This is a genomic window from Enterobacter sp. WI-ESBL-E8 (genome assembly GCF_053364895.1).
On the sequence record NZ_JBRWXJ010000001.1, the window covers coordinates 882,451 to 904,189 of the forward strand.

The window sequence follows — 21,739 nt, forward strand, 5'->3', positions numbered from 1 at the left end:
AAACCGTCTCCACGAGACGGTTTTTAATGTTTGCACCCTCTCCCGTGGGAGAGGGACGGGGTGAGGGCATCAGGCCGCAGGGTCTTGCTCTCACCTTTTTATTTTCATTCCTCCCACCTCTCACGCTTTTTTTCTTCCTCTCTGCTGCGATAATTACCCTAATGGCTTTGCAGAGGAAAACACTATGGATTACGAATTTCTGCGCGACATCACCGGAGTGGTGAAAGTGCGTATGTCGATGGGCCACGAAGCCGTTGGACACTGGTTTAACGAAGAGGTGAAAGAAAATCTCGCACTTCTTGATGAAGTTGAACAGGCGGCAGATACGGTGAAAGGCAGTGAACGTTCCTGGCAGCGTGCCGGACATGAATACACGCTGTGGATGGATGGCGAAGAGGTGATGGTGCGCGCCAACCAGCTCGAGTTTTCAGGTGACGAGATGGAAGAGGGAATGAGCTATTACGACGAAGAAAGCCTGTCGATGTGCGGCGTAGAGGACTTCCTTCAGGTGGTGACGGCGTACCGAGACTTTATGAAACAGAAATAACAGACCGGAGCATCCTTGCTCCGGCTTGCTTTTACACGGCCGGAATATTGCGGCCGTAGTAGATCTCGCGCATCTCTTTCCAGAGCAGGTCAGTAATGGCCTTACGCTCTTCTTCGCTCAAATCTTCCGGCTTCGTGTGGAACATATAGTGCTTAAGGTCGAACTCCTTAAGTAACATCTTGGTATGGAAGATGTTTTCCTGATACACGTTCACGTCCATCATGTCGTACAACGATTTCATGTCGTCGGACATAAAGTTCTGAATAGAATTGATCTCGTGGTCGATGAAGTGCTTCATGCCGTTGATATCACGGGTAAAACCACGGACGCGATAATCAATCGTGACGATATCCGATTCCAGCTGGTGAATTAAATAGTTCAGCGCGTTAAGCGGGGAAATCACGCCGCAGGTCGATACTTCGATATCGGCGCGGAACGTACACAGCCCGCCTTCCGGATGGCTTTCCGGGTAGGTGTGAACGCAGATATGGCTTTTATCAAGGTGCGCAACAACCACTTCCGGCAGCGGGCCCGGATGTTCAGTTTTGTCGATAAGCTTCGGATCGACCGGCTCTTCGCTGACCAGTATGGTCACGCTGGCGCCCTGGGGTTCATAATCCTGGCGGGCGATATTAAGGATGTTTGCGCCGATAATTGAGCAGGTCTCTGACAGGATCTCGGTCAGACGGTTGGCGTTGTAGAGTTCATCGATATAGGCGATGTAACCATCGCGTTCTTCCGCTGTTTTGGCATAGCAGATATCGTAAATACAAAAACTCAGGCTTTTGGTCAGGTTGTTAAAGCCATGCAGTTTAAGCTTTTTCAATTAGCTCACCCCCTTTGTGGATAATGCATCTTGCAGGTATTGCGGCAACGCAAACGCAGCGGTATGTACGGCCGGATTGTAGTATCGGCACTGAAGACCGGCCTGGTGGAAGCGGGCCTGGATAATTTCGGTGGAGAGATGGCGCAATACGTCGTTGTCCGTTGCCCACGCGAAGGTCATGATCCCGCCGTAGTACGTCGGAATGGCGGCCTGATAGAAGCTGACATCGCCGAAATAGGTGCTCAGCTTGCGATGGCTGTCGATAGCTTCATCCTGCTGCAGGAAGCAGACACCATTTTGTGCGACAAAGATCCCGCCAGGGTTCAGGCAGCGCTTGCAGCCTTCGTAGAAGGAGGAGGTAAACAGCGACGCGCCGGGGCCGATCGGGTCGGTACAGTCGGAGATAATGACGTCAAACGTTTGGGTAGTCTGGTTAACGAAGTTCACGCCATCGTCAATCACCAGGTTAAAGCGCGGATCGTCATAGCTGCCGGCATTGTGGTTAGGCAGGTACTGGCGGCAGAAAGAGACCACGCCCGCATCGATTTCCACCATGGTGATGGTTTCAATGGACCGATGGCGGGAAACCTCACGCAGCATTGCGCCGTCGCCACCGCCGATAATCAGGACATGCTTCGCATGACCGTGCGCCAGCAGAGGGACGTGGGTCATCATCTCATGATAGATAAACTCATCCCGCTCGGTCGTTTGCACGACGCCGTCCAGCGCCATGACGCGGCCAAAGGCGGCATTCTCGAAGATGATCAAATCCTGGTGATCGGTTTTCTCATGATAGAGCACGTTATCCACGGCAAAGTACTGACCAAACTGGTCATGCAGTGTTTCATGCCACAACGTGTGGTCGGCCATATGCAGACTCCTCCTGTGTTAACATCCGTTACACTCTCAAAAAATGAGCGAAACATGATAGCTAACTATAACCGTGGTTGCACGGCTATAGGCTCAACAAGGGGCGTCGGGAAGGTTATTTCACGTAGGCGAGCAGGCTGAGTGAATCGCGAGCCAGCGCTTTGCATTTTTTTGCAGTGGGAATACCAATGCCGCTTAGGTCACGGTAGCTGTCTTCGCCGAGCGCCTTCATGTCGAAGCTGTCGTAATTGGTGAGATCCCACTGGTTCTGCTGGGCAAAAAAGACCAGCGCGCGGCGAATTTGCCCGTTGGGTAAATTCTGGTAGCCACAATCATTTTTCAGGAATACAAAAACCGCCGTTAAATCGGCCATATCTTCCGCTTCATTTTCACTTAGCGCATAGCTGTTCGCACACATTGCCATCAGGCTACCGAACAAAATTGTCCTGAAAAACGTCTTCATTGCTTCTACCACTTCTTCACGGAAAATTAACGTTAGCATACTTGATGCCGGTGCGACGATCTTTATTATTGCCGCTTTACTTGACCTTCCGGTAAGGGGAGGGTTTATGCTCAAAAGATAGCCTGCTGGAAATAAGGAAATGAACATGCAACGCCGTGATTTTTTGAAATATTCCGTTGCGCTGGGGGCTGCCAGCGCATTACCACTCTGGAGCCGCGCGGTTTTCGCCGCTGACAGGCCGGCCTTACCCATCCCCGATTTACTGACCGCTGACGCCCGCAGCCGTATCCAGCTTGTTGTTCAGTCCGGCAAAACGGCGTTTGGCGAGCACAACGCCACGACGTGGGGCTATAACGGTAATCTGCTCGGTCCGGCGCTTCAGTTACGTAAAGGGAAAGCGGTGACGGTGGATATTCACAACACGCTTGCTGAAGAGACGACGCTGCACTGGCACGGGCTGGAAGTGCCGGGCGAGGTGGACGGCGGGCCGCAGGGCGTCATCAAAGCGGGCGGCAAGCGCAGCGTCACCTTTACGCCCGAGCAGCGTGCAGCCACCTGTTGGTTTCATCCTCATCAGCATGGTAAAACCGGCCATCAGGTAGCGATGGGGCTGGCGGGGCTGGTGCTGATTGAAGACGACGAAAGCCGCCTGCTGCGCCTGCCTAAACAGTGGGGCATCGACGACGTGCCGGTGATTGTGCAGGACAAGAAATTCAACGCTGACGGGCAAATTGACTACCAGCTGGACGTCATGAGTGCGGCGGTCGGCTGGTTTGGCGACACGCTGCTGACCAACGGTGCTATTTATCCTCAACATGCCGCACCGAAAGGCTGGCTGCGTCTGCGCCTGCTCAACGGCTGTAACGCACGCTCCCTCAATTTCGCCGCCAGTGATAATCGTCCCCTGTACGTGGTTGCCAGCGACGGGGGGCTGCTGCCCGAGCCGGTGAAGGTAAACGAGCTACCGATGCTGATGGGGGAACGTTTTGAGGTGCTGGTGGATATCAGCGACGGCAAAGCGTTCGACCTGGTGACGCTGCCGGTCAGTCAGATGGGGATGGCGGTTGCGCCCTTTGATAAGGCGCATCCGGTGCTGCGCATTCAGCCGTTGCTGGTGACCGCTTCCGGCACGCTGCCGGATAGCTTAACCACCCTGCCGGCACTCCCCTCGCTTGACGGGCTTACGCAACGCAAGCTGCAGCTCTCCATGAACCCGATGCTCGACATGATGGGCATGCAGGCGCTGATGGCGAAATATGGCGATAAGGCGATGGCGGGGATGCACCATGGGCAGATGATGGGCCATATGAATATGGACCACGGCAAAATGGGCGGCATGGGGAACATGAGTCACGGCGAGCATGGCTTTGATTTCCACAACGCCAATACGATCAACGGCAAAGCGTTCGACATGAATACGCCGATGTTTGCTGCCGCGAAAGGTCAGTTTGAGCGCTGGGTGATTTCAGGCGAAGGGGACATGATGCTGCATCCGTTCCATATCCACGGTACCCAGTTCCGCATTCTCTCCGAGAACGGTAAGGCCCCTGATGTGCACCGTGCGGGCTGGAAGGATACGGTGAGGGTAGAAGGCGGTGTCAGCGAGGTGCTGGTGAAATTTGACCACGACGCGCCGAAGGAGTTTGCCTATATGGCGCACTGCCATCTGCTGGAGCATGAGGATACGGGGATGATGCTTGGTTTCACTGTTTAAAACAGTGCGGCCTGATGCCCTCACCCTGGCCCTCTCCCACGGGGAGAGGGATCAAATACAAAAACGGCAACCGAGGTTGCCGTTTTGCATCTTTCCGTAGGCCGGGTAAGGCGTAGCCGCCACCCGGCTTTTTCAGTTACTTGTTTTCGTCAGGCAGTGCATACGCGACGATATAGTCGCCCATCTTCGTACCAAACGAACCGTGACCGCCCGCAGAGATGACAACGTACTGCTTGCCATTCACTTCATAGGTCATCGGCGTAGCTTGTCCACCTGCTGGCAGACGGCCTTGCCACAGTTTTTCACCGTTGGTCATGTTGTACGCGCGCAGGTAGTTATCTGCGGTTGCCGCGATGAACAGCACGTTACCGGCGGTGGAAATCGGGCCACCCAGCATTGGCATACCCATATTGAACGGCACTGGAACCGGCATCGGGAACGGCATGCTGTCCTGCGGGGTACCAATACGTTTTTTCCAGACTACCTGGTTAGTTTTCAGATCCAGACCGGAGATATAACCCCAGGCAGGCTGTTTACACGGCAGACCAAACGGAGACAGGAACGGGTTCAGCGTCACGCCAAACGGTACGCCGTACTGCGGCTGAATGCCGGCTTCGGTACCGCTGCCTTTCGCGTCTTTCGGCTGCTCCATTGGGTTACCTGGACCACGCGGGATCAGGCGGGATACGAACGGCAGGGCCATTGGGTTGGCAATCGCGACCTGACGGTTAGGGTCAACGGAAATGCCGCCCCATTCGAACATCCCCAGGTTACCCGGGAAGACCAGCGTGCCCTGTTCAGAAGGCGGTGTGAAGATGCCTTCATAGCGCAGCTGGTGGAACATCACGCGGCATACCAGCTGGTCAAACATCGTGGCGCCCCACATGTCTGCACCGCTGAGGTCTTTCTTCGGACGGAAGCTCAGATCGGAGAACGGCTGGGTTTTGCTGACGTAATCGCCTTTAGCAGCGCCCTGCGGAACCGGTTTTTCCGGTGCAGGCACGACCAGTTTACCGTTGCTGCGATCCAGGACGAAGATGTTACCCGTCTTCGCCGGCGCGTAAATCACCGGTACGGTTTTGCCGTTAACGGTAATGTCCGCCAGCGTCGGCTGGGACGGCATATCCATATCCCATAGATCGTGGTGAACGGTCTGGTAGCTCCATGCCAGCTTACCGGTGGTCGCATTCAGCGCCACGATAGCGCTCGCATAACGTTCCTGCTCCGGTGTGCGGTTACCGCCCCAGATATCTGGCGTGGTCACACCCATTGGCAGGTAGACCAGGTCCAGCTTCGCGTCATACGCCGCTGGCGCCCAGGAGTTTGGCGAGTTAAAGGTAAAGGTGTGTTCATCCGACGGGATCGCGTTTGGATCTTTCGCGCCCGGGTCGAAGGCCCACAGCAGTTTACCGGTGTTCACGTCGAAACCACGAATAACGCCGGAGGTTTCACGGGTGGAGAAGTTGTCCGTTACCGAACCGGCAATCACGATAGTTTTATCGGTGATGATCGGCGGAGAGGTTGGCTCATACAGACCCGGGGTGGTGTCCGGCATGTTGGTCTGCAGGTTCAGGATACCTTTGTTCGCGAAGGTTTCGCACAGCTTGCCCGTCTCGGCATTGATGGCGAACAGACGGCCATCGTTCACCGGCAGCATGATGCGGCGAGGACAGTCGGCCACCACCTCAGGGCTCGCATTATCGGCGCGCGCTTCGTGGTAAGAGACGCCACGGCAGGTGACATGCTGGAAGGACGGATTGGAGTTCAGCTGCGGATCGAAGTGCCATTTCTCTTTACCGGTGGCCGCGTCGAGCGCGAACAGACGCTGGTGCGCTGTACACAGATAGAGCATGTTGCCGACTTTAATTGGCGTCACTTCGTTGGTCAGTTCACCCGGATCGTTCGGCATCTTCACATCGCCGGTACGGAATACCCAGGCTTCTTTCAGGTTCTTAACGTTGTCCGCGTTGATCTGCTTCAGCGGGGAGTAACGTTGGCCTTCCTGGTTACGACCATAGGCCGGCCAGTCGCCGTCAGCAACCTGGGAGATGGCCGCCGCAGGCGTGGATTCCGCGTTCAGCGTACCGTTGATCTCCTGCGGGTCGTTAAAGCCAGCCCAGGTGAGAATACCGCCGCTGATGAGCAGGGCCACCACCAGCGCCGCAACGGCACCGCTGGACGGCACAATCAGGCGACGCCAGACGAACGGCAGGATCAGCCAGATACCGAAGAAGACCAGAATGTCGCTGCGCGGCGTCAGTGCCCAGAAGTCGAAACCGACTTCCCAGACGCCCCAGATCATGGTTGCAAGGAGTAATGCAGCATACAGCCACAGTGCGGATTGTTTTCTACGCCAGAGCAGGACGGTTACGCCAAGCATAACCAGGCCCGCAACGGGGTAGTACCAGGAGCCGCCAATTGCGACCAGCCAGACGCCACCGATTAACAGGTATAAGCCGCAGAAGGCGGCGAATAACGCTGTTAGTGTCACCAGTAGACGCGGCTGTTTAGAGTTTGTTTCAGCCATAGAAAGTGTACTCGTCAGTTTTTGTTAATAATTTGCTAGCAACTAATTATAGGTATTAACAACTGTGATCGGAATCACAAAATTTGCTTTTTATAACTCATGCGCCAGGCTTAGCCATTTGCTGATATAATGACTGGCTTGCGTATCGATGCCGGAGATGAATTCACCAGCATTGAGAGATTTTCATTAAAATCATGTGGTTAGTAATATGAAACATACTGTTGAAGTGATGATCCCGGAAGCCGAGATCAAAGCGCGTATCGCCGAACTGGGTCGTCAAATCACCGAACATTACAAGGACAGCGGCAGCGAAATGGTGCTGGTCGGTCTGTTGCGTGGCTCTTTCATGTTCATGGCAGACCTGTGCCGTGAAGTGCATGTGCCACATGAGGTCGATTTTATGACCGCCTCCAGCTACGGCAGCGGCATGTCCACCACCCGTGATGTGAAAATCCTGAAAGATCTGGATGAAGATATTCGTGGCAAAGATGTGTTGATCGTTGAGGACATTATCGACTCCGGCAACACCCTTTCAAAAGTGCGCGAGATCCTGAGCCTGCGTGAGCCAAAATCTCTGGCTATCTGTACCCTTCTGGATAAACCTGACCGCCGTGAAGTGCAGGTGCCGGTCGAATTTGTAGGCTTCTCTATTCCGGACGAATTCGTCGTCGGTTACGGCATTGACTACGCGCAGCGTTATCGTCATCTGCCGTATGTTGGGAAAGTGGTATTGCTGGACGAGTAGTTGCGGTTTGTTGCCCGGTGACGCGCAGCGATCCGGGCCTACGAATGGGCACATGTAGGCCGGGTAAGGCGCAGCCGCCACCCGGCTTTTTAACGTGCACTTATTTATGGTTCACATGCTTAAGCTTGAGGTTGGCAATGCCCGAACGGTAACGCTGCTCCAGCGTTTCGCGGTTGGTGGCGGTCACTTCCAGATTGCGCAGCAGGCCGTCGTGAATGCCGTACGCCCAGCCGTGGATAGAAACCTTCTGTCCGCGCTTCCACGCCGACTGCATGATCGTTGAATGGCCCAGGTTATAGACCTGCTCCATCACGTTGAGTTCGCAAAGGGTATCCATGCGACGCTCCTGCGGCATTTCGCCCAACAGTGAGCTATGTTTGAACCAGATATCGCGGATGTGCAGCAGCCAGTTATCAATGAGCCCCAGCTCCGGGTTTTCAACCGCCGCCTGCACGCCGCCGCAGCCATAATGGCCGCAAATAATGATGTGCTCGACTTCCAGAACGTCAACGGCATACTGAACAACAGAAAGACAGTTAAGATCGGTGTGAATGACCAGGTTGGCGACATTACGGTGAACAAACAGTTCGCCGGGCTCGAGGCCGGTCAGACGCTCCGCCGGTACGCGGCTGTCGGAACATCCAATCCACAGAAAGCGTGGGTTCTGAGCCTGCGCGAGTTTTCCAAAAAATCCGGGGTCTTCCTCCACCAGCATTTTTGACCATAGTGCATTGTTGCTGATGAGTGTATCTATGTTGTTCATGGAGGTTAGCGACCTGTAACCGAGTAATTGCGTTGCGCTACTATAGGGTAACCCGACTTTTAATGAAACCACACAACGCGTGTAAGAACTGAAGGTAAGTGAATTTCATGGCAATTGCACTGGAGCTTGAGCAGCTTAAAAAAACCTATTCGGGTGGCGTTCAGGCGCTACGCGGGATAGATCTTAAAGTAGAGGCCGGCGATTTTTATGCGCTTCTGGGGCCGAACGGGGCGGGGAAATCGACCACCATTGGTATTATCAGCTCGCTGGTCAATAAAACGTCCGGCAGGGTAAGCGTCTTTGGTTACGACCTGCAAAAAGATGTGGTGAACGCCAAGCGCCAGCTGGGGCTGGTACCGCAGGAGTTCAACTTCAACCCGTTCGAGACGGTGCAGCAAATCGTCGTTAACCAGGCGGGCTATTACGGCGTTGAGCGTAAAGAGGCCGTGGAGCGTAGCGAAAAGTACCTCAAACAGCTCGATTTGTGGGAAAAGCGCAACGAGCGTGCGCGCATGTTGTCCGGTGGGATGAAGCGCCGCCTGATGATTGCCCGTGCGCTGATGCACGAGCCAAAACTGCTGATCCTCGATGAACCGACGGCAGGTGTCGATATCGAACTGCGTCGTTCCATGTGGGGCTTTCTGAAAGACCTCAACGACAAAGGCACCACCATTATTCTGACCACCCACTATCTTGAAGAGGCTGAAATGCTGTGCCGCAATATCGGCATCATTCAGCACGGCGAGCTGGTCGAAAACACCTCAATGAAGAATCTGCTCTCCAAGCTGAAATCAGAAACCTTCATTCTCGATCTGGCGGCAAAAAGCCCGCTACCGAAGCTCGAAGGGTACCAGTATCGTCTCGTCGATACCTCGACGCTGGAAGTGGAAGTGCTGCGCGAGCAGGGGATTAACAGCGTGTTCTCGCAGCTGAGCGCGCAGGGTATTCAGGTCTTAAGTATGCGTAACAAAGCGAACCGACTGGAAGAGCTGTTTGTCTCTCTGGTGCACGATAAACAAGGAGACAAGGCATGACGCATCTTTACTGGGTCGCGCTGAAAAGTATCTGGGCAAAAGAGATAAACCGTTTTATGCGTATCTGGGTGCAAACCCTGGTGCCGCCGGTTATCACGATGACGCTCTACTTCATCATCTTCGGTAACCTGATTGGTTCCCGGATTGGTGAAATGCATGGCTTTACCTATATGCAGTTTATCGTGCCGGGCCTGATCATGATGGCGGTGATCACCAACGCCTATGCCAACGTGGCGTCGTCATTCTTTAGCGCCAAGTTTCAGCGCAATATTGAAGAGTTGCTGGTCGCGCCTGTACCGACGCACGTCATAATTGCCGGCTATGTCGGCGGTGGCGTGGCGCGCGGGCTGTGCGTGGGGATACTGGTTACGGCGATTTCACTGTTCTTTGTCCCGTTCCAGGTACACTCGTGGCTGTTTGTCGCGCTGACGCTGCTCCTGACGGCAATCCTGTTCTCGCTGGCCGGTCTGCTGAACGCCGTATTCGCCAAAACGTTTGACGATATTAGCCTCATCCCGACCTTCGTGCTGACGCCGCTGACCTATCTCGGCGGGGTGTTCTACTCCCTGACGCTGCTGCCGCCGTTCTGGCAGGCGCTGTCGCACCTGAACCCCATTGTCTACATGATCAGCGGTTTCCGCTTTGGCTTCCTCGGGATTACCGACGTGCCGCTGTTTACCACGGTGGCGGTGCTGGTGGTGTTTATCATCGCTTTCTACCTGCTGTGCTGGTATCTGATCCAGCGCGGACGCGGTCTGCGCAGCTAACCTTCTGCCCGGCGACATTCTGTTTGCCGGGCACTTTTCTTTGATAGTTATCACCGAAAGCCAATCTTCACTCCGCTAAACTACTTGCCTGCTAAGGAGAAAGTTATGCTGGGATGGGTTATCACCTGCCACGATGAACACGCGCAGGATATGCTGGACAAGCTTGAAGCCAGATTTGGCCCGCTGGTGCAATGCCGGGCGGTAAATTACTGGCGTGGGTTAAGCACCAACATGCTGAGCCGAATGATGTGCGATGCCCTGCATGAGACTGACACGGGTGATGGCGTGATTTTTCTTACCGATAAATCGGGCGCGGCACCTTACCGCTCAGCCGCCTTGCTTAGCCATAAGCATGCGTGCTGTGAAGTGATCTCGGGCATTAACTTCGCTCTGCTGGCGTTAATGTATCCACAGCGTGAATCATTAAGCAGCGCTGAGTTTCGCAATGCCATTGTGGCGCAGGGCGTTCCGGGCGTCAGCAGCTTGTGGCATCAGCAGCAAAAAAATCCTCCCTTTGTCCTGCTCCATGACTTGTATAAGAATTAAACATTGGTATTGATGTCTCATTTGTTACAATAGCGGCAGTTTCCCGCACCGATTAAGACACCATGTTACCGCGTATTCTTTTCTTGCTTTTGATGCTCACTTCCGGCGTCAGCTCAGCCAGTTTACTTAGTCAGCAAACGCTGCCCGCCCAGTATATGCAAACCACCGAAGATGCGGTCATCTGGGCGCAGGTGGGGAACAGTGTGATCAACGTTGGCAACGTGCGCGCCGGGCAGATCCTGGCCGTTGTGCCCGCGGCGGCGGACTACTACGAATTTCGCTTCGGTTTTGGTACGGGCTTTATCGACAAGGGGCACCTGGAGCCGGTTCAGGGGAAACAGCGCGTCGAGGACAGCCTTGGGGATCTCAATAAACCCCTGAGCAATCAGAACCTTATTACCTGGAAAGACACGCCGGTGTATAATGCGCCTTCCAGCGGAAGTGCACCGTTCGGCACGTTAAGCGCGAATCTTCGCTATCCGATCCTGAACAAACTTAAAGACCGTCTGAATCAGACCTGGTTCCAGATCCGCATCGGCAACCGCCTGGCGTGGGTGAGTAGCCTGGATGCCCAGGAAGATAACGGCATCCCGGTGCTGACCTACCATCATATTCTGCGCGATGAAGAGAACACCCGTTTTCGACATACCTCCACCACGACCAGCGTGCGCGCGTTCAACAACCAGATGGCCTGGCTGCGCGATCAGGGGTATACCACCCTGACGATGTATCAGCTGGAAGGATACGTGCGCAATAAACTAAATCTGCCTGCCAAATCGGTGGCGATCACCTTTGATGACGGGCTGAAATCGGTAAGCCGCTATGCGTATCCTATCCTGAAAGAGTACGGCTTTAACGCCACGGCGTTTATTATCTCGTCCCGTATTAAGCGGCATCCACAGAAGTGGGATCCTAAATCGCTGCAGTTTATGAGCGTTCAGGAGCTGAAGGGCATCCAGGACGTGTTTGATATTCAGTCCCACACGCATTTCCTGCACCGCGTCGATGGCAACAAACATCCGATTTTACTGAGCCGCAGCTACCACGTGATCCTCTTCGATTTTGAACGTTCTCGCCGGGGGCTGGCGCAGTTTAATCCGCGCGTGCTGTATCTCTCTTATCCTTTTGGCGGCTACGACAGCAAAGCGATAAAAGCAGCGAACGATGCCGGTTTTCACCTGGCGGTGACAACGGTAAAAGGGAAGGTTAAGCCGGGTGATAATCCGTTCTTACTGAAACGTCTGTATATTTTAAGAACGGATTCGCTGGAAACGATGTCGCGGCTGATCAGTAATCAGCCGCAGGGGTAATGCTTATGCGACCTGCACCGGAATCGCTTTCGCGGTACGTTTCATGTCGTTGTCACCTTCAAAGTAGGCGACTTTAGGCTGCCAGCGGCGCGCTTCTTCATCAGACATCATCACGAAGCTGGCGATAATCACGATGTCGCCCACGTCCGCGCAGTGCGCAGCCGCGCCGTTAACGGAGATGATTTTAGACCCGCGCTCGGCAGCAATGGCGTAGGTTGAGAAACGTTTGCCGTTGTTGACGTTCCAGATATCAATCGCTTCGTTTTCAAGGATGCCCGCAGCATCAAGGAAATCCTGATCGATGGCGCAGGAGCCTTCATAGTGCAGGTCGGCCTGAGTGACTTTCACACGGTGAAGCTTACCTTGCAGCATTTTGCGAATCATTACGTTTACCTTTAATTATCAGAGGCGAGAACTACGCCAGCTCAACCACTTTATTATCAATCAGACGAGCCTGGCCAAGCCATGCCGCTACCAGGATCACTGCGCGTTTGCTAGTTTCAGTCAATTCCAGCAGCGTATCAGCATCACGAATTTGTACGTCGTCAGCGCGGAGGCCTTTATCGTTCAGCGCCTGTTCGGCGAGGGCGACCATCTCTTCGGCGGTCAGCTCTTTGGCCAGAAGCTGCTCCGCCATCGTATTCATGACCTTGCTTAAGCCCGGGGCGATTTTACGCTGGTCAGCGGTCAGATAGCCATTACGGGAGCTGAGCGCCAGCCCGTCTTTGGCGCGTACAATCGGTACGCCGACGATCTCAATATCGTAACCCATATCCGCCACCATCTTGCGGATCAGCGCCAGCTGCTGGAAATCTTTTTCACCAAAGCACGCGACGTCCGGCTGTACCAGGTTGAACAGCTTGCTGACGATGGTGGATACGCCACGGAAGTGGCCCGGGCGGCTGGCACCTTCGAGCATGGTAGAAATGCCCGGTACGTCAACGTAGGTTGCCTCTTCCGTCCCCTGAGGATACACGTCCGCCGGTGCCGGAGAGAAGACGATGTCCGCATGGCGTTTTTTCAGCTTCTCGCAATCTTCCTGCAGGGTGCGCGGATAGCGCGCCAGGTCATCGGCGCGGTCAAACTGCATAGGGTTAACGAAGATACTGACCACCACGATATCCGCACGGGCTTTCGCTTCGTCGACCAGCTTCATATGGCCGTCGTGCAGGTTGCCCATGGTCGGGACGAGTGCAATACGTTTACCTTCCTGACGCGCGCGACGGATATGCTGGCGAAGCAGCGGCAGGGTTTCAATGATAAGCACAACGAGACTCCTTAATGGAAACTGTGTTCTTCACCCGGGTAAACACCGGATTCAACGTCGGCAATATACTGCCTGACCGCGGCGCGCATGTCGCCCGCTTCAGTGAGGAAATTTTTGGCAAACTTCGGGATATGCCCGCCGGTGATGCCAAAGGCGTCGTGCATCACCAGAATCTGGCCGTCGGTCACGTTGCCAGCACCAATGCCAATCACCGGAATCGACAGCGCGTCGGTGATGCGTTTCGCCAGTTCAACCGGAACGCACTCCAGCACCAGCAGCTGTGCGCCTGCGGCTTCCAGCGCCAGGGCATCATCAAACAGCGTCTGGGCTGCGTCACCGCGGCCCTGCACCTTATACCCGCCAAAGATGTTGACGGACTGCGGCGTCAGGCCCAAATGGCCGCACACCGGCACGGCGCGCTCGGTGAGCATTTTCACCGTCTCCACCAGCCAGGCTCCGCCTTCGATTTTGACCATATTGGCCCCGGCGCGCATGACGGCTGCCGCATTGTCGAAGGCCTGCTCTGGCGTGGCGTAGGCCATAAACGGCAGATCGGAAAGCAGCAGGCAGGCAGGCGCGCCGCGGCGCACGGCGCGGGTATGGTAAGCGATATCCTCAACCGTAACCGGGAGGGTGGAATCATGTCCTTGTACCGTCATCCCTAACGAATCACCGACCAGCATGACGTTGATACCCTCTTCGGCAAAGAGTTTGGCGAAGCTGTAGTCATACGCGGTGATGGTGGCGAAGCGTTTTTTTTCCTGTTTGCATTTCTGCAGTAAGGAGATGGTGGTTGGTTTCATACTGTTTCCTGATAGCCCAAAAGCGAATCTTTGCGCATTCTAACAGTAACATTCGAGGGAACAATGATTTTAGATAGTCTATTAGCCACAATTATTTCATGGCTAATGGGCAGAGGAACTGGCTTACCAGCGAGCGGGTTTTTCCGCGTGGAGTTTGTCCAGAATGTCCCTGAGCGGAATGCCGTCCGGGAAGGTGAGATCGGGGGCGACTTCAAACAGCGGCCAGAGCATAAAACCGCGATTTTTCATGTCGTAATGCGGAACGGTGAGCCGTTCAGTGGTAATGGTCTCGTGTCCGAACAGCATAATGTCGAGGTCCAGCGTGCGCGGTCCCCAGCGTTCGGCTTTGCGTACGCGGCCCTGCTGCAGTTCGATGCGCTGGGTATTGTCCAGCAGCGTTTCGGCATCCAGAGCGGTTTCCAGCACTACGGCGGCATTGAGATAATCAGGCTGATCCTGCGGGCCCAGCGGCGGCGTGCGGTAGAAAGAGGAGACCGCGACGACCCGGCTCTGGGGGATCTCACCCAGCGCCTGAACGGCAGCATTCACCTGCTCCAGCGGAGAGGCTAAATTGCTGCCGATGGCGATATACGCGAGGGTCATGCAGTACCTTCACGACGCGGCGCGCGTTTGCGCGGACGACGGTGGCGGCGACGCGGTTCAGGCTCTTCGTCCAGCCCGGTAAGCATATCTTTCTGTTCTGGCGGTGCGGAAACCTGGAATTCGGCCCACCACTGCGTCAGACGCTGCAGCTCCTGGTTCCTTTCGATTTCAGCACGCAGCGACAGCAGGTCGAACGCGGCGCGGAACTTCGGATGCTCCATCAGCTTCCAGGCGCGCTTGCCCTGGCGACGGGACATACGCAGCTGAAGCTGCCAGATGTCGCGCACCAGCGTGGTAATTCGTTTCGGGATCGCCAGCGTACGGCATCCTTCGTCCAGCACGTCGTTTGCGGCCAGCGCGAAGGCATCATAATAGGCGAGCCCGCTCTCCTGGGTAATTCGCTGGGCCGTTTCCAGCAGCGGATACCAGAACATTGCCGCAAACAGGAACGCCGGGTTCACGCGCATGTCGTTGCGAATACGGGTATCGGTATTTTTCAGCACCTGCGCAATCATCCGCTCCATTGGGCTGTCACCGCTTTCGGTGAAGTAGCGGGTAATGGTCGGGAACAGCGGCTGGAACAGGTTGTATTCACGCAGCAGATTATAAGTTTCAAAGCCGTGGCCGGCCTGCAGCAGCTTCAGCGCCTCTTCAAACAGGCGGGCAGGTGGAACGTCGTTGATAAGCGTCGCCAGACGCGGAATAGGCTCTGCCGTTTCCGGGCTGATGCGCATATTCAGCTTGGCGGCGAAACGCACGGCGCGCAGCATACGCACGGGATCTTCACGGTAGCGCGTTTCCGGCGTGCCAATCAGGCGAATCAGACCCTCTTTCAGATCCTGCATTCCGCCGACGTAATCGCGCACGGTGAAATCCGCCACGCTGTAATAAAGGCTGTTGATGGTGAAGTCGCGACGCTGGGCATCTTCTTCAATAGAGCCGAAGATATTATCGCGCAGCAGCATACCGTTTTGGCCGCGCTGTGACGTGGTGCGATCGGATGCGCCCGCTTCGTGGTGGCCGCGGAAGGTCGCCACTTCAATAATTTCCGGTCCAAACATCACGTGAGCCAGGCGGAAACGGCGACCAACAAGACGGCAGTTGCGGAATAATTTGCGCACCTGATCGGGCGTGGCGCTGGTCGTCACGTCGAAATCTTTCGGTTTTTTGCCCAGCAGTAAATCACGTACTCCACCGCCCACGAGATAGGCCTCGTAGCCCGCTTTATTCAGACGATAGAGCACCTTGAGGGCATTTTCACTGATATCTTTGCGGGAAATCGTGTGCTGCTCACGCGGAATAACCGACATGTGTGGCTGTGCAATAGCATCATTCGCCATGCTCTCTTCGCGGCTTAGCACTTTACGGCAAAAATTAGCGACTCGGGTAAAAATGGTACACCTCGTAGTGTGTTTTGTTATGAAAAAAGCGGCTAATCATAGCTCAGCGCAACGCATTTGAGAATGCTGGATTTTTGGCACCGCTGTGAGCGTCCAGTGAGCCGTTGCCATTTTCAGCAGTTCGTCAATACGCAGATCCTGCCATTCGTTGGTTACATTCTGGTTGAGAAATCGCAGCGCGTCGATCAAAACAGGGCGCGGATCGCCCTCTGGCAGGGCAGGGGCGTGGTTCTGCTTCGACAGCTTACAGCCCTGCTCGTTGACCGCCAGCGGCAGATGAATGTAATCCGGTGCCGTCCAGCCAAACTGGTGATAAAGCGAGATTTGTCGCACGGTAGGCTCGACCAGGTCCGCCCCGCGCACGATTTCCGTCACGCCCTGAAAATGATCGTCCACCACCACGGCCAGGTTGTAGGCGAACAGGCCGTCACGGCGGTGAATAATAAAATCCTCGCGTGCAAGACGCTCATCGGCGAGGATTTCACCGGAGAGTAAATCGTTAAAGCGCGTCACCGGGGAGCGCTGCTTGATACGTACGGCGGCATTTTCCGGGGGAAGATTCAGCGTGCGGCAGTGACCGTCATAGACCCCTCCCACGCTCTGAATACGCGCGCGAGTGCAGGTGCAGTTATAGGAAAGCCCCTGAGCGCTAAGCCAGGCCAGGCGTTCCCGATAAGCGTCGTGACGTTTTGACTGCCAGAGAATCTCGTCATCCCAGTGAAGACCGTAATGTTCCAGCTGACGCAGAATGGATTCTGCTGCACCGGGAACTTCACGCGGAGGGTCAATATCTTCAATGCGAACGAGCCATTTGCCCTGGCTGGCGCGAGCCTGCAGGTAGCTGCCGAGCGCGGCAATTAATGAGCCGAAGTGTAATTCACCGGAAGGAGATGGCGCGAAGCGCCCAATATAGTGTGATTCAGACATATCAACAGTAACAAGGCGGGAGAGACTCCCGCCTTTGGAGTGTGTAAACAGCGCTGGTGTTAACCGGCCATCTGTTTTTCGCGGATTTCGGCCAGCGTTTTACAGTCGATGCACAGATCGGCGGTTGGACGCGCTTCCAGGCGACGAATACCAATTTCAACACCGCAGGATTCGCAGTAGCCAAAATCTTCGTCTTCGACTTTTTTCAGCGTTTTCTCGATTTTTTTGATCAGTTTGCGTTCGCGGTCACGGTTACGCAGTTCGAGGCTGAACTCTTCTTCCTGAGCGGCACGGTCTACCGGGTCCGGGAAGTTAGCAGCTTCATCCTGCATATGAGTAACGGTGCGATCGACTTCATCCCTGAGTTGATTACGCCATGCTTCAAGAATACGCCTGAAGTGCGACAGCTGGGCTTCGTTCATATACTCTTCGCCCGGCTTCTCTTGATACGGCTCCACCCCAGCGATGGCGAGAATACTCAGGGACGATGTTTTACGGTTTTGCCCTTCTTGCATGTTGCTTCTCCTTAACACGCACTATCGATCCCCGTGTTGGGGGAAAAATCAGGTCGCTATAAATAGCAGATGCTTTTCCGGATGGCAATTATCTAAACGTAACACTTGACAAGCCTGTGAGGAAAAGCGTATTTGCGCACGCGGCCAGAACACTTAATCATCAATCGTCTAATCCCTTATAAGACAATGGGAAGAGAGGATCTCAGAGTCATATTATCGGCAGAAAGTTCCGCTTTATAAGCTAAAACCTCTACCCCCTGCTTTTGTGCCTCATTCAACAATTGCGCGTATTTAGGATCAATATGGCGGGCAGGGGAGAAACGTTCAATGGCTGAATGCAATACCGCAAACAGCAATACGGCGCGTTTGCCCGCCGCCGCAACACTCATTAGCTCTCGCAGATGCTTCTGGCCACGTAGCGTTACCGCATCCGGGAAGTAGCCATTTTCCTGTTCCGCTAACGTCACTGATTTTACTTCAATATAGCACTCAGGCCTGTCTTCCGCCTGTAACATGAAGTCAATTCTGCTGCCTTCATCGCCATACTTCACTTCGCTTTTATGCGTGCCATAACCCACCAGTTCGGGAAGGGTACCAAAGGTCAGGGCTTCCTTAACTAATTGATTCGCGCGCAGGGTGTTAACGCAAATAAATGCCCCGTTTTGCGTTTCTGTCATTTCCCAGGTATGGGCATATTTGCGTTTAGTATTTTCTGATGTGGAATACCAGACTCTGTCACCCGGCGTTGCACACCCCGTCATGGCACCCGTGTTGGGGCAGTGCAGGGTGAGCGGTACGCCTTCGGGCGTGATCACGTCGGCAAGGAAGCGTTTGTAGCGTTGGACCAGCGTGGCGTGTTGCAGGGGAGGATCAAACTTCATCAGAATTCCTTTCGGTGTTGCCCAGCGTCCAGCGCTGGAGCGGCGTATAGCGGGTGCGTCCCTGTGCAAAGACGGATTCGTAAAGCGCAAATTTATTGACCGGAAAAGCCCAGTGAAAACCCGGTGGCGGGATGGCAACGGCCTGACCGGCATCGCGCAGCAGCGTGATATGCGGATGAAACGGCTGCGGGCTCTGATAGCAGCCGCTGCGTGCCGCCTGTGCGCGCAGCATATTTGCCAGCTGCAATAGTCCGCGCGGCGGCTGGCGGGTCCCCAGCCAGAGCACGCGCGAACGCAGCCACTGACCCGCGTCGTCGAGGTGCAGCGTAAATTCCGGCTGGGAAATTCGCCCGGCCATGGCGGCTAGTGCCCGCTGTTTTTCGGCGCTGACGTCGCCCAAAAAGGCCAGCGTCAGGTGCAGGTTAGCGGCCGCAACGGGGCGGCCTGCTTCCGGCGGGAAGTGTTCAGCGCGCCAGCGAACAATTTGACGCTGTATTGTGGTGGGCAATTCAATGGCAAAAAACAGCCGTTTCGACTCAGGCATACGGGGGACTCGGTAATGATATGCGCCGATGCTACAATGTACGCCGACTAATGTTAACCCTCTGGAGCTGTTAGTGTCCTCATTGCCGGTCGCCGTTGTCCTTCCTGAGCTTCTCGCTGCCTTACGCCATGCCCCGCAGGTTTTGCTAAACGCCCCTACGGGGGCCGGTAAATCCACCTGGCTGCCGCTACAGATTCTGAAAGACGGGAATATCGGCGGAAAAATTATCCTGCTGGAGCCGCGCAGGCTGGCGGCGCGCAACGTGGCACAGCGCCTGGCGGAACTGCTGGACGAAAAAACGGGAGAGACCGTGGGGTACCGCATGCGCGCGGAAACCTGCGTGGGGCCTTCCACGCGGCTTGAGGTCGTGACCGAGGGGATCCTCACCCGCATGCTGCAAAACGATCCGGAGCTGACCGGCGTCGGGCTGGTGATCCTGGATGAATTCCACGAGCGCAGCCTGCAGGCGGATCTGGCCCTGGCGCTCTTGCTGGACGTGCAGCAGGGGCTGCGCGACGATCTTCGGCTGCTCATCATGTCCGCTACGCTGGACAACGAGCGGCTGCAGCAGGCGTTACCGCACGCACCGGTAATTAGCTCGGAGGGGCGGGCGTTCCCGGTCAAGCGGTGTTATCAGCCGCTGCCGGCTCATCAGCGTTTTGATGAGGCCGTGGCCATGGCAACCGCAGAGCTGCTGCGTCAGGAATCCGGTTCGCTGCTGCTGTTTTTACCCGGCGTGGGCGAGATCCAGCGCGTGCAGGAGCAGCTGGCCTCCCGCGTAGGCCGCGACGTGCTGCTTTGCCCGCTCTACGGTGCGCTGTCGCTGGCCGAGCAGCGTAAAGCGATCCTTCCCGCGCCTGCGGGTCAGCGCAAGGTGGTGCTGGCAACCAATATTGCTGAAACCAGTTTGACCATCGAAGGTATTCGCCTGGTGGTGGATAGCGCGCAGGAGAGGGTGGCAAGCTTTGACCCGCGTACCGGGCTGACGAAACTCCTGACGCAACGCATTAGCCAGGCGTCGATGGTGCAGCGCGCGGGCCGTGCGGGACGTCTTGAGCCGGGTATTTGTCTGCATTTGACCAGCGCGGAGCAGGCTGAACGCGCGGCGCAGCAAAGCACACCGGAAATTTTACAAAGCGATTTGTCCGGCCTGGTGATGGAACTGCTGCTGTGGGGCTGCCCGGAACCCGCTCAGCTGACCTGGCTTAATCCTCCTCCGGGCGTGAACCTTGCCGCGGCGCGCGCTTTACTGACCCAGCTCGGAGCGCTTGACGGCGAGCGGTTGTCATCCCGCGGGCAAAAAATGGCCGCGCTGGGAAACGAGCCTCGCCTGGCCGCCATGCTGGTGGCTGCGCAGGGAGACGATGAAATTTCTACGGCCGCGAAACTGGCAGCTATCCTTGAGGAGCCGCCGCGCGGAGGCAGTAGCGATCTGGCTCAGGCCTTTTCGCGCAGTCAGGGGAACTGGCAGCAGCGGGCGCAACAGCTGTGTAAGCGCCTTAACAGCCGCGGCGGCGTGCCAGACAGTGAGAGTATCCCATGGCTGCTGGCGCAGGCGTTTCCGGACCGGATTGCGCGTCGGCGCGGGCTGGACGGACGCTATCAGCTGGCAAACGGCATGGGGGCGATGCTGGACAGCGATGACGCCCTGACGCGTCACGAGTGGCTGATTGCGCCGCTCTTGCTGCAGGGAAGTCATTCCCCGGATGCCCGTATTTTGCAGGCGATTGCCGTGGATATCGACGCCCTGACGCACGCGTGTCCGCAGCTGCTCCAGCAGTCCGATATCGTCGAGTGGGATGATGCACAGGGTACGCTGAAGGCATTTCGTCGTCGCCAGATAGGTAAACTGACCCTCGGGACGAAGCCGCTGGCGAAGCCGTCGGAAGAAGAGCTGCACCAGGCCATGCTGAACGGTATCCGGGAAAAAGGGCTCGGCGTGCTGAACTGGTCGCCAGAGGCGGAACAGTATCGTCTTCGCCTGCACTGTGCCGCGCGCTGGCTGCCGGAGTATGCCTGGCCCGCGGTGGATGATGAAACATTGCTGGGCTCTCTGGAGCGCTGGTTACTGCCGCAAATGCAGGGCGTTCATTCGCTTCGGGCGCTGAAAGCGCTTGATGTTAAGGTCGCGTTACAGAATTTACTCGACTGGTCATTACGTCAACGTCTGGATAGTGAACTGCCAGAGCATTACACTGTGCCGACCGGAAGCCGGATTGCCGTTCGTTATCACGAGGATAATCCGCCGGCGCTGGCGGTACGGATGCAGGAGATGTTTGGGGAGGCGACCACGCCGTCTATCGCCGAAGGGCGCGTTCCGATGGTGCTTGAGCTCTTGTCGCCTGCGCATCGTCCGCTGCAGATCACCCGCGATCTGGGAGCGTTCTGGGCGGGAAGCTACCGTGAGGTGCAAAAAGAGATGAAGGGGCGCTATCCCAAACACGTCTGGCCGGACGATCCGGCGAATACGGCGCCGACGCGGCGGACGAAGAAGTATTCGTAATGCGGGGAAGAGGGAAGTGCGGCCTGGACAGTGCGGCCTGATGCCCTCACCCCGGCCCTCTCCCAAGGGGAGAGGGAGAAAACACTAAAGACTTTCCTGACAGGAAAGTGTTGCTGTTTATTTTGAGAGATTTCTTCTTTCACAGATCGGTGGAAGAAAAGAGAATCGGGCCTTTGCGCCTGAA

General features: G+C 55.8%; 22 protein-coding genes. 8 read left to right on the forward strand and 14 right to left on the reverse strand.

Annotated features, from left to right (window positions below):
* Positions 1–184: 184 nt before the first annotated feature.
* The gene (gene yacL / locus ACWHWP_RS04200) at positions 185–547 is read left to right on the forward strand and encodes a protein YacL (protein WP_047346374.1); all 363 of its coding nucleotides are present in this window, start codon (positions 185–187) and stop codon (positions 545–547) included.
* Positions 548–578: 31 nt separating this feature from the next.
* Here the strand turns inward: yacL and speD are convergent, their stop codons facing one another.
* The 3 genes from speD to ACWHWP_RS04215 all read right to left on the reverse strand — a co-directional run bounded on the left by speD (position 579) and on the right by ACWHWP_RS04215 (position 2,706).
* Entirely contained in the window at positions 579–1,373 is a 795-nt protein-coding gene (speD, locus tag ACWHWP_RS04205; protein WP_023334531.1) for an adenosylmethionine decarboxylase, read from the reverse strand.
* Positions 1,374–2,243, reverse strand: coding sequence for a polyamine aminopropyltransferase (speE, locus tag ACWHWP_RS04210; protein ID WP_047346375.1), 870 nt, complete (start codon positions 2,241–2,243; stop codon positions 1,374–1,376).
* 115 nt (positions 2,244–2,358) lie between these two features.
* Positions 2,359–2,706: a YacC family pilotin-like protein gene (locus ACWHWP_RS04215; protein WP_047346446.1), complete on the reverse strand. Its 348-nt coding sequence runs from the start codon at positions 2,704–2,706 to the stop codon at positions 2,359–2,361.
* Positions 2,707–2,851: 145 nt separating this feature from the next.
* Here ACWHWP_RS04215 and cueO point away from each other — a divergent pair, with 145 nt between their 5' ends.
* Positions 2,852–4,420, forward strand: coding sequence for a multicopper oxidase CueO (gene cueO, locus ACWHWP_RS04220; protein WP_447855115.1), 1,569 nt, complete (start codon positions 2,852–2,854; stop codon positions 4,418–4,420).
* Positions 4,421–4,556: 136 nt separating this feature from the next.
* Here the strand turns inward: cueO and ACWHWP_RS04225 are convergent, their stop codons facing one another.
* Entirely contained in the window at positions 4,557–6,947 is a 2,391-nt protein-coding gene (locus ACWHWP_RS04225; RefSeq protein WP_063957491.1) for a glucose/quinate/shikimate family membrane-bound PQQ-dependent dehydrogenase, read from the reverse strand.
* 208 nt (positions 6,948–7,155) lie between these two features.
* Between ACWHWP_RS04225 and hpt the strand changes: the two genes are divergently transcribed.
* Complete coding sequence (hpt, locus tag ACWHWP_RS04230) at positions 7,156–7,692, forward strand: hypoxanthine phosphoribosyltransferase (RefSeq protein ID WP_008501948.1); 537 nt, start codon at positions 7,156–7,158, stop codon at positions 7,690–7,692.
* 100 nt (positions 7,693–7,792) lie between these two features.
* Here the strand turns inward: hpt and can are convergent, their stop codons facing one another.
* Positions 7,793–8,455 (reverse strand): carbonate dehydratase, encoded by a 663-nt coding sequence (can, locus tag ACWHWP_RS04235; RefSeq protein ID WP_013095615.1) that lies wholly within the window; start codon positions 8,453–8,455, stop codon positions 7,793–7,795.
* Between the two features lie 107 nt (positions 8,456–8,562).
* On the opposite strand from can, the gene ACWHWP_RS04240 reads away from it, so the two are divergent.
* From ACWHWP_RS04240 to ACWHWP_RS04255, 4 genes are all read left to right on the forward strand, one after another.
* The gene (locus tag ACWHWP_RS04240) at positions 8,563–9,489 is read left to right on the forward strand and encodes an ABC transporter ATP-binding protein (RefSeq protein ID WP_063430940.1); all 927 of its coding nucleotides are present in this window, start codon (positions 8,563–8,565) and stop codon (positions 9,487–9,489) included.
* A complete protein-coding gene (locus tag ACWHWP_RS04245; protein ID WP_023334536.1) occupies positions 9,486–10,256 on the forward strand; it encodes an ABC transporter permease in 771 nt (256 codons plus the stop codon). Before ACWHWP_RS04240 ends, ACWHWP_RS04245 begins: the two co-directional genes overlap by 4 nt.
* Before the next feature lie 105 nt (positions 10,257–10,361).
* On the forward strand, positions 10,362–10,802 hold the full coding sequence (locus tag ACWHWP_RS04250) for a PTS sugar transporter subunit IIA (protein WP_047346379.1): 441 nt from the start codon (positions 10,362–10,364) through the stop codon (positions 10,800–10,802).
* 62 nt (positions 10,803–10,864) lie between these two features.
* Positions 10,865–12,112, forward strand: a complete 1,248-nt coding sequence (locus ACWHWP_RS04255) for a polysaccharide deacetylase family protein (protein WP_047346380.1) — start codon at positions 10,865–10,867, stop codon at positions 12,110–12,112.
* 3 nt (positions 12,113–12,115) lie between these two features.
* Here the strand turns inward: ACWHWP_RS04255 and panD are convergent, their stop codons facing one another.
* The 9 genes from panD to thpR all read right to left on the reverse strand — a co-directional run bounded on the left by panD (position 12,116) and on the right by thpR (position 19,052).
* Positions 12,116–12,496: an aspartate 1-decarboxylase gene (gene panD / locus ACWHWP_RS04260; protein WP_006810068.1), complete on the reverse strand. Its 381-nt coding sequence runs from the start codon at positions 12,494–12,496 to the stop codon at positions 12,116–12,118.
* A 31-nt stretch (positions 12,497–12,527) separates the two neighbouring features.
* A complete protein-coding gene (panC, locus tag ACWHWP_RS04265; protein ID WP_447855117.1) occupies positions 12,528–13,379 on the reverse strand; it encodes a pantoate--beta-alanine ligase in 852 nt (283 codons plus the stop codon).
* Between the two features lie 11 nt (positions 13,380–13,390).
* Positions 13,391–14,182: a 3-methyl-2-oxobutanoate hydroxymethyltransferase gene (panB, locus tag ACWHWP_RS04270; protein ID WP_059311950.1), complete on the reverse strand. Its 792-nt coding sequence runs from the start codon at positions 14,180–14,182 to the stop codon at positions 13,391–13,393.
* A gap of 123 nt (positions 14,183–14,305) precedes the next feature.
* Complete coding sequence (folK, locus tag ACWHWP_RS04275; protein WP_059311949.1) at positions 14,306–14,785, reverse strand: 2-amino-4-hydroxy-6-hydroxymethyldihydropteridine diphosphokinase; 480 nt, start codon at positions 14,783–14,785, stop codon at positions 14,306–14,308.
* Positions 14,782–16,179 (reverse strand): polynucleotide adenylyltransferase PcnB, encoded by a 1,398-nt coding sequence (gene pcnB / locus ACWHWP_RS04280; protein ID WP_072250697.1) that lies wholly within the window; start codon positions 16,177–16,179, stop codon positions 14,782–14,784. The genes folK and pcnB overlap by 4 nt, the downstream gene beginning before the upstream one ends.
* Positions 16,180–16,221: 42 nt before the next feature.
* Positions 16,222–17,112: a tRNA glutamyl-Q(34) synthetase GluQRS gene (gluQRS, locus tag ACWHWP_RS04285; protein WP_063957493.1), complete on the reverse strand. Its 891-nt coding sequence runs from the start codon at positions 17,110–17,112 to the stop codon at positions 16,222–16,224.
* Positions 17,113–17,171: 59 nt separating this feature from the next.
* On the reverse strand, positions 17,172–17,627 hold the full coding sequence (gene dksA, locus ACWHWP_RS04290; RefSeq protein WP_003829221.1) for an RNA polymerase-binding protein DksA: 456 nt from the start codon (positions 17,625–17,627) through the stop codon (positions 17,172–17,174).
* 176 nt (positions 17,628–17,803) lie between these two features.
* Complete coding sequence (sfsA, locus tag ACWHWP_RS04295) at positions 17,804–18,508, reverse strand: DNA/RNA nuclease SfsA (protein WP_447855118.1); 705 nt, start codon at positions 18,506–18,508, stop codon at positions 17,804–17,806.
* Positions 18,498–19,052 carry an RNA 2',3'-cyclic phosphodiesterase gene (gene thpR / locus ACWHWP_RS04300; RefSeq protein ID WP_059311945.1) on the reverse strand — a complete coding sequence of 185 codons (555 nt, stop codon included), beginning with the start codon at positions 19,050–19,052 and terminating at the stop codon, positions 18,498–18,500. The genes sfsA and thpR overlap by 11 nt, the downstream gene beginning before the upstream one ends.
* 73 nt (positions 19,053–19,125) lie before the next feature.
* Between thpR and hrpB the strand changes: the two genes are divergently transcribed.
* Complete coding sequence (gene hrpB / locus ACWHWP_RS04305) at positions 19,126–21,555, forward strand: ATP-dependent helicase HrpB (RefSeq protein ID WP_447855119.1); 2,430 nt, start codon at positions 19,126–19,128, stop codon at positions 21,553–21,555.
* Positions 21,556–21,739 lie beyond the last annotated feature (184 nt).

Bases quoted from the DNA above. Each gene is read 5' to 3' on its own strand.
- yacL (WP_047346374.1), top strand. From the start codon at position 185: ATGGATTACGAATTTCTGCGCGACATCACCGGAGTGGTGAAAGTGCGT.
- speE (WP_047346375.1), bottom strand. From the start codon at position 2,243: ATGGCCGACCACACGTTGTGGCATGAAACACTGCATGACCAGTTTGGT.
- ACWHWP_RS04215 (WP_047346446.1), bottom strand. From the start codon at position 2,706: ATGAAGACGTTTTTCAGGACAATTTTGTTCGGTAGCCTGATGGCAATG.
- cueO (WP_447855115.1), top strand. From the start codon at position 2,852: ATGCAACGCCGTGATTTTTTGAAATATTCCGTTGCGCTGGGGGCTGCC.
- ACWHWP_RS04225 (WP_063957491.1), bottom strand. From the start codon at position 6,947: ATGGCTGAAACAAACTCTAAACAGCCGCGTCTACTGGTGACACTAACA.
- hpt (WP_008501948.1), top strand. From the start codon at position 7,156: ATGAAACATACTGTTGAAGTGATGATCCCGGAAGCCGAGATCAAAGCG.
- can (WP_013095615.1), bottom strand. From the start codon at position 8,455: ATGAACAACATAGATACACTCATCAGCAACAATGCACTATGGTCAAAA.
- ACWHWP_RS04240 (WP_063430940.1), top strand. From the start codon at position 8,563: ATGGCAATTGCACTGGAGCTTGAGCAGCTTAAAAAAACCTATTCGGGT.
- ACWHWP_RS04245 (WP_023334536.1), top strand. From the start codon at position 9,486: ATGACGCATCTTTACTGGGTCGCGCTGAAAAGTATCTGGGCAAAAGAG.
- ACWHWP_RS04250 (WP_047346379.1), top strand. From the start codon at position 10,362: ATGCTGGGATGGGTTATCACCTGCCACGATGAACACGCGCAGGATATG.
- ACWHWP_RS04255 (WP_047346380.1), top strand. From the start codon at position 10,865: ATGTTACCGCGTATTCTTTTCTTGCTTTTGATGCTCACTTCCGGCGTC.
- panD (WP_006810068.1), bottom strand. From the start codon at position 12,496: ATGATTCGCAAAATGCTGCAAGGTAAGCTTCACCGTGTGAAAGTCACT.
- panB (WP_059311950.1), bottom strand. From the start codon at position 14,182: ATGAAACCAACCACCATCTCCTTACTGCAGAAATGCAAACAGGAAAAA.
- folK (WP_059311949.1), bottom strand. From the start codon at position 14,785: ATGACCCTCGCGTATATCGCCATCGGCAGCAATTTAGCCTCTCCGCTG.
- gluQRS (WP_063957493.1), bottom strand. From the start codon at position 17,112: ATGTCTGAATCACACTATATTGGGCGCTTCGCGCCATCTCCTTCCGGT.
- dksA (WP_003829221.1), bottom strand. From the start codon at position 17,627: ATGCAAGAAGGGCAAAACCGTAAAACATCGTCCCTGAGTATTCTCGCC.
- sfsA (WP_447855118.1), bottom strand. From the start codon at position 18,508: ATGAAGTTTGATCCTCCCCTGCAACACGCCACGCTGGTCCAACGCTAC.
- thpR (WP_059311945.1), bottom strand. From the start codon at position 19,052: ATGCCTGAGTCGAAACGGCTGTTTTTTGCCATTGAATTGCCCACCACA.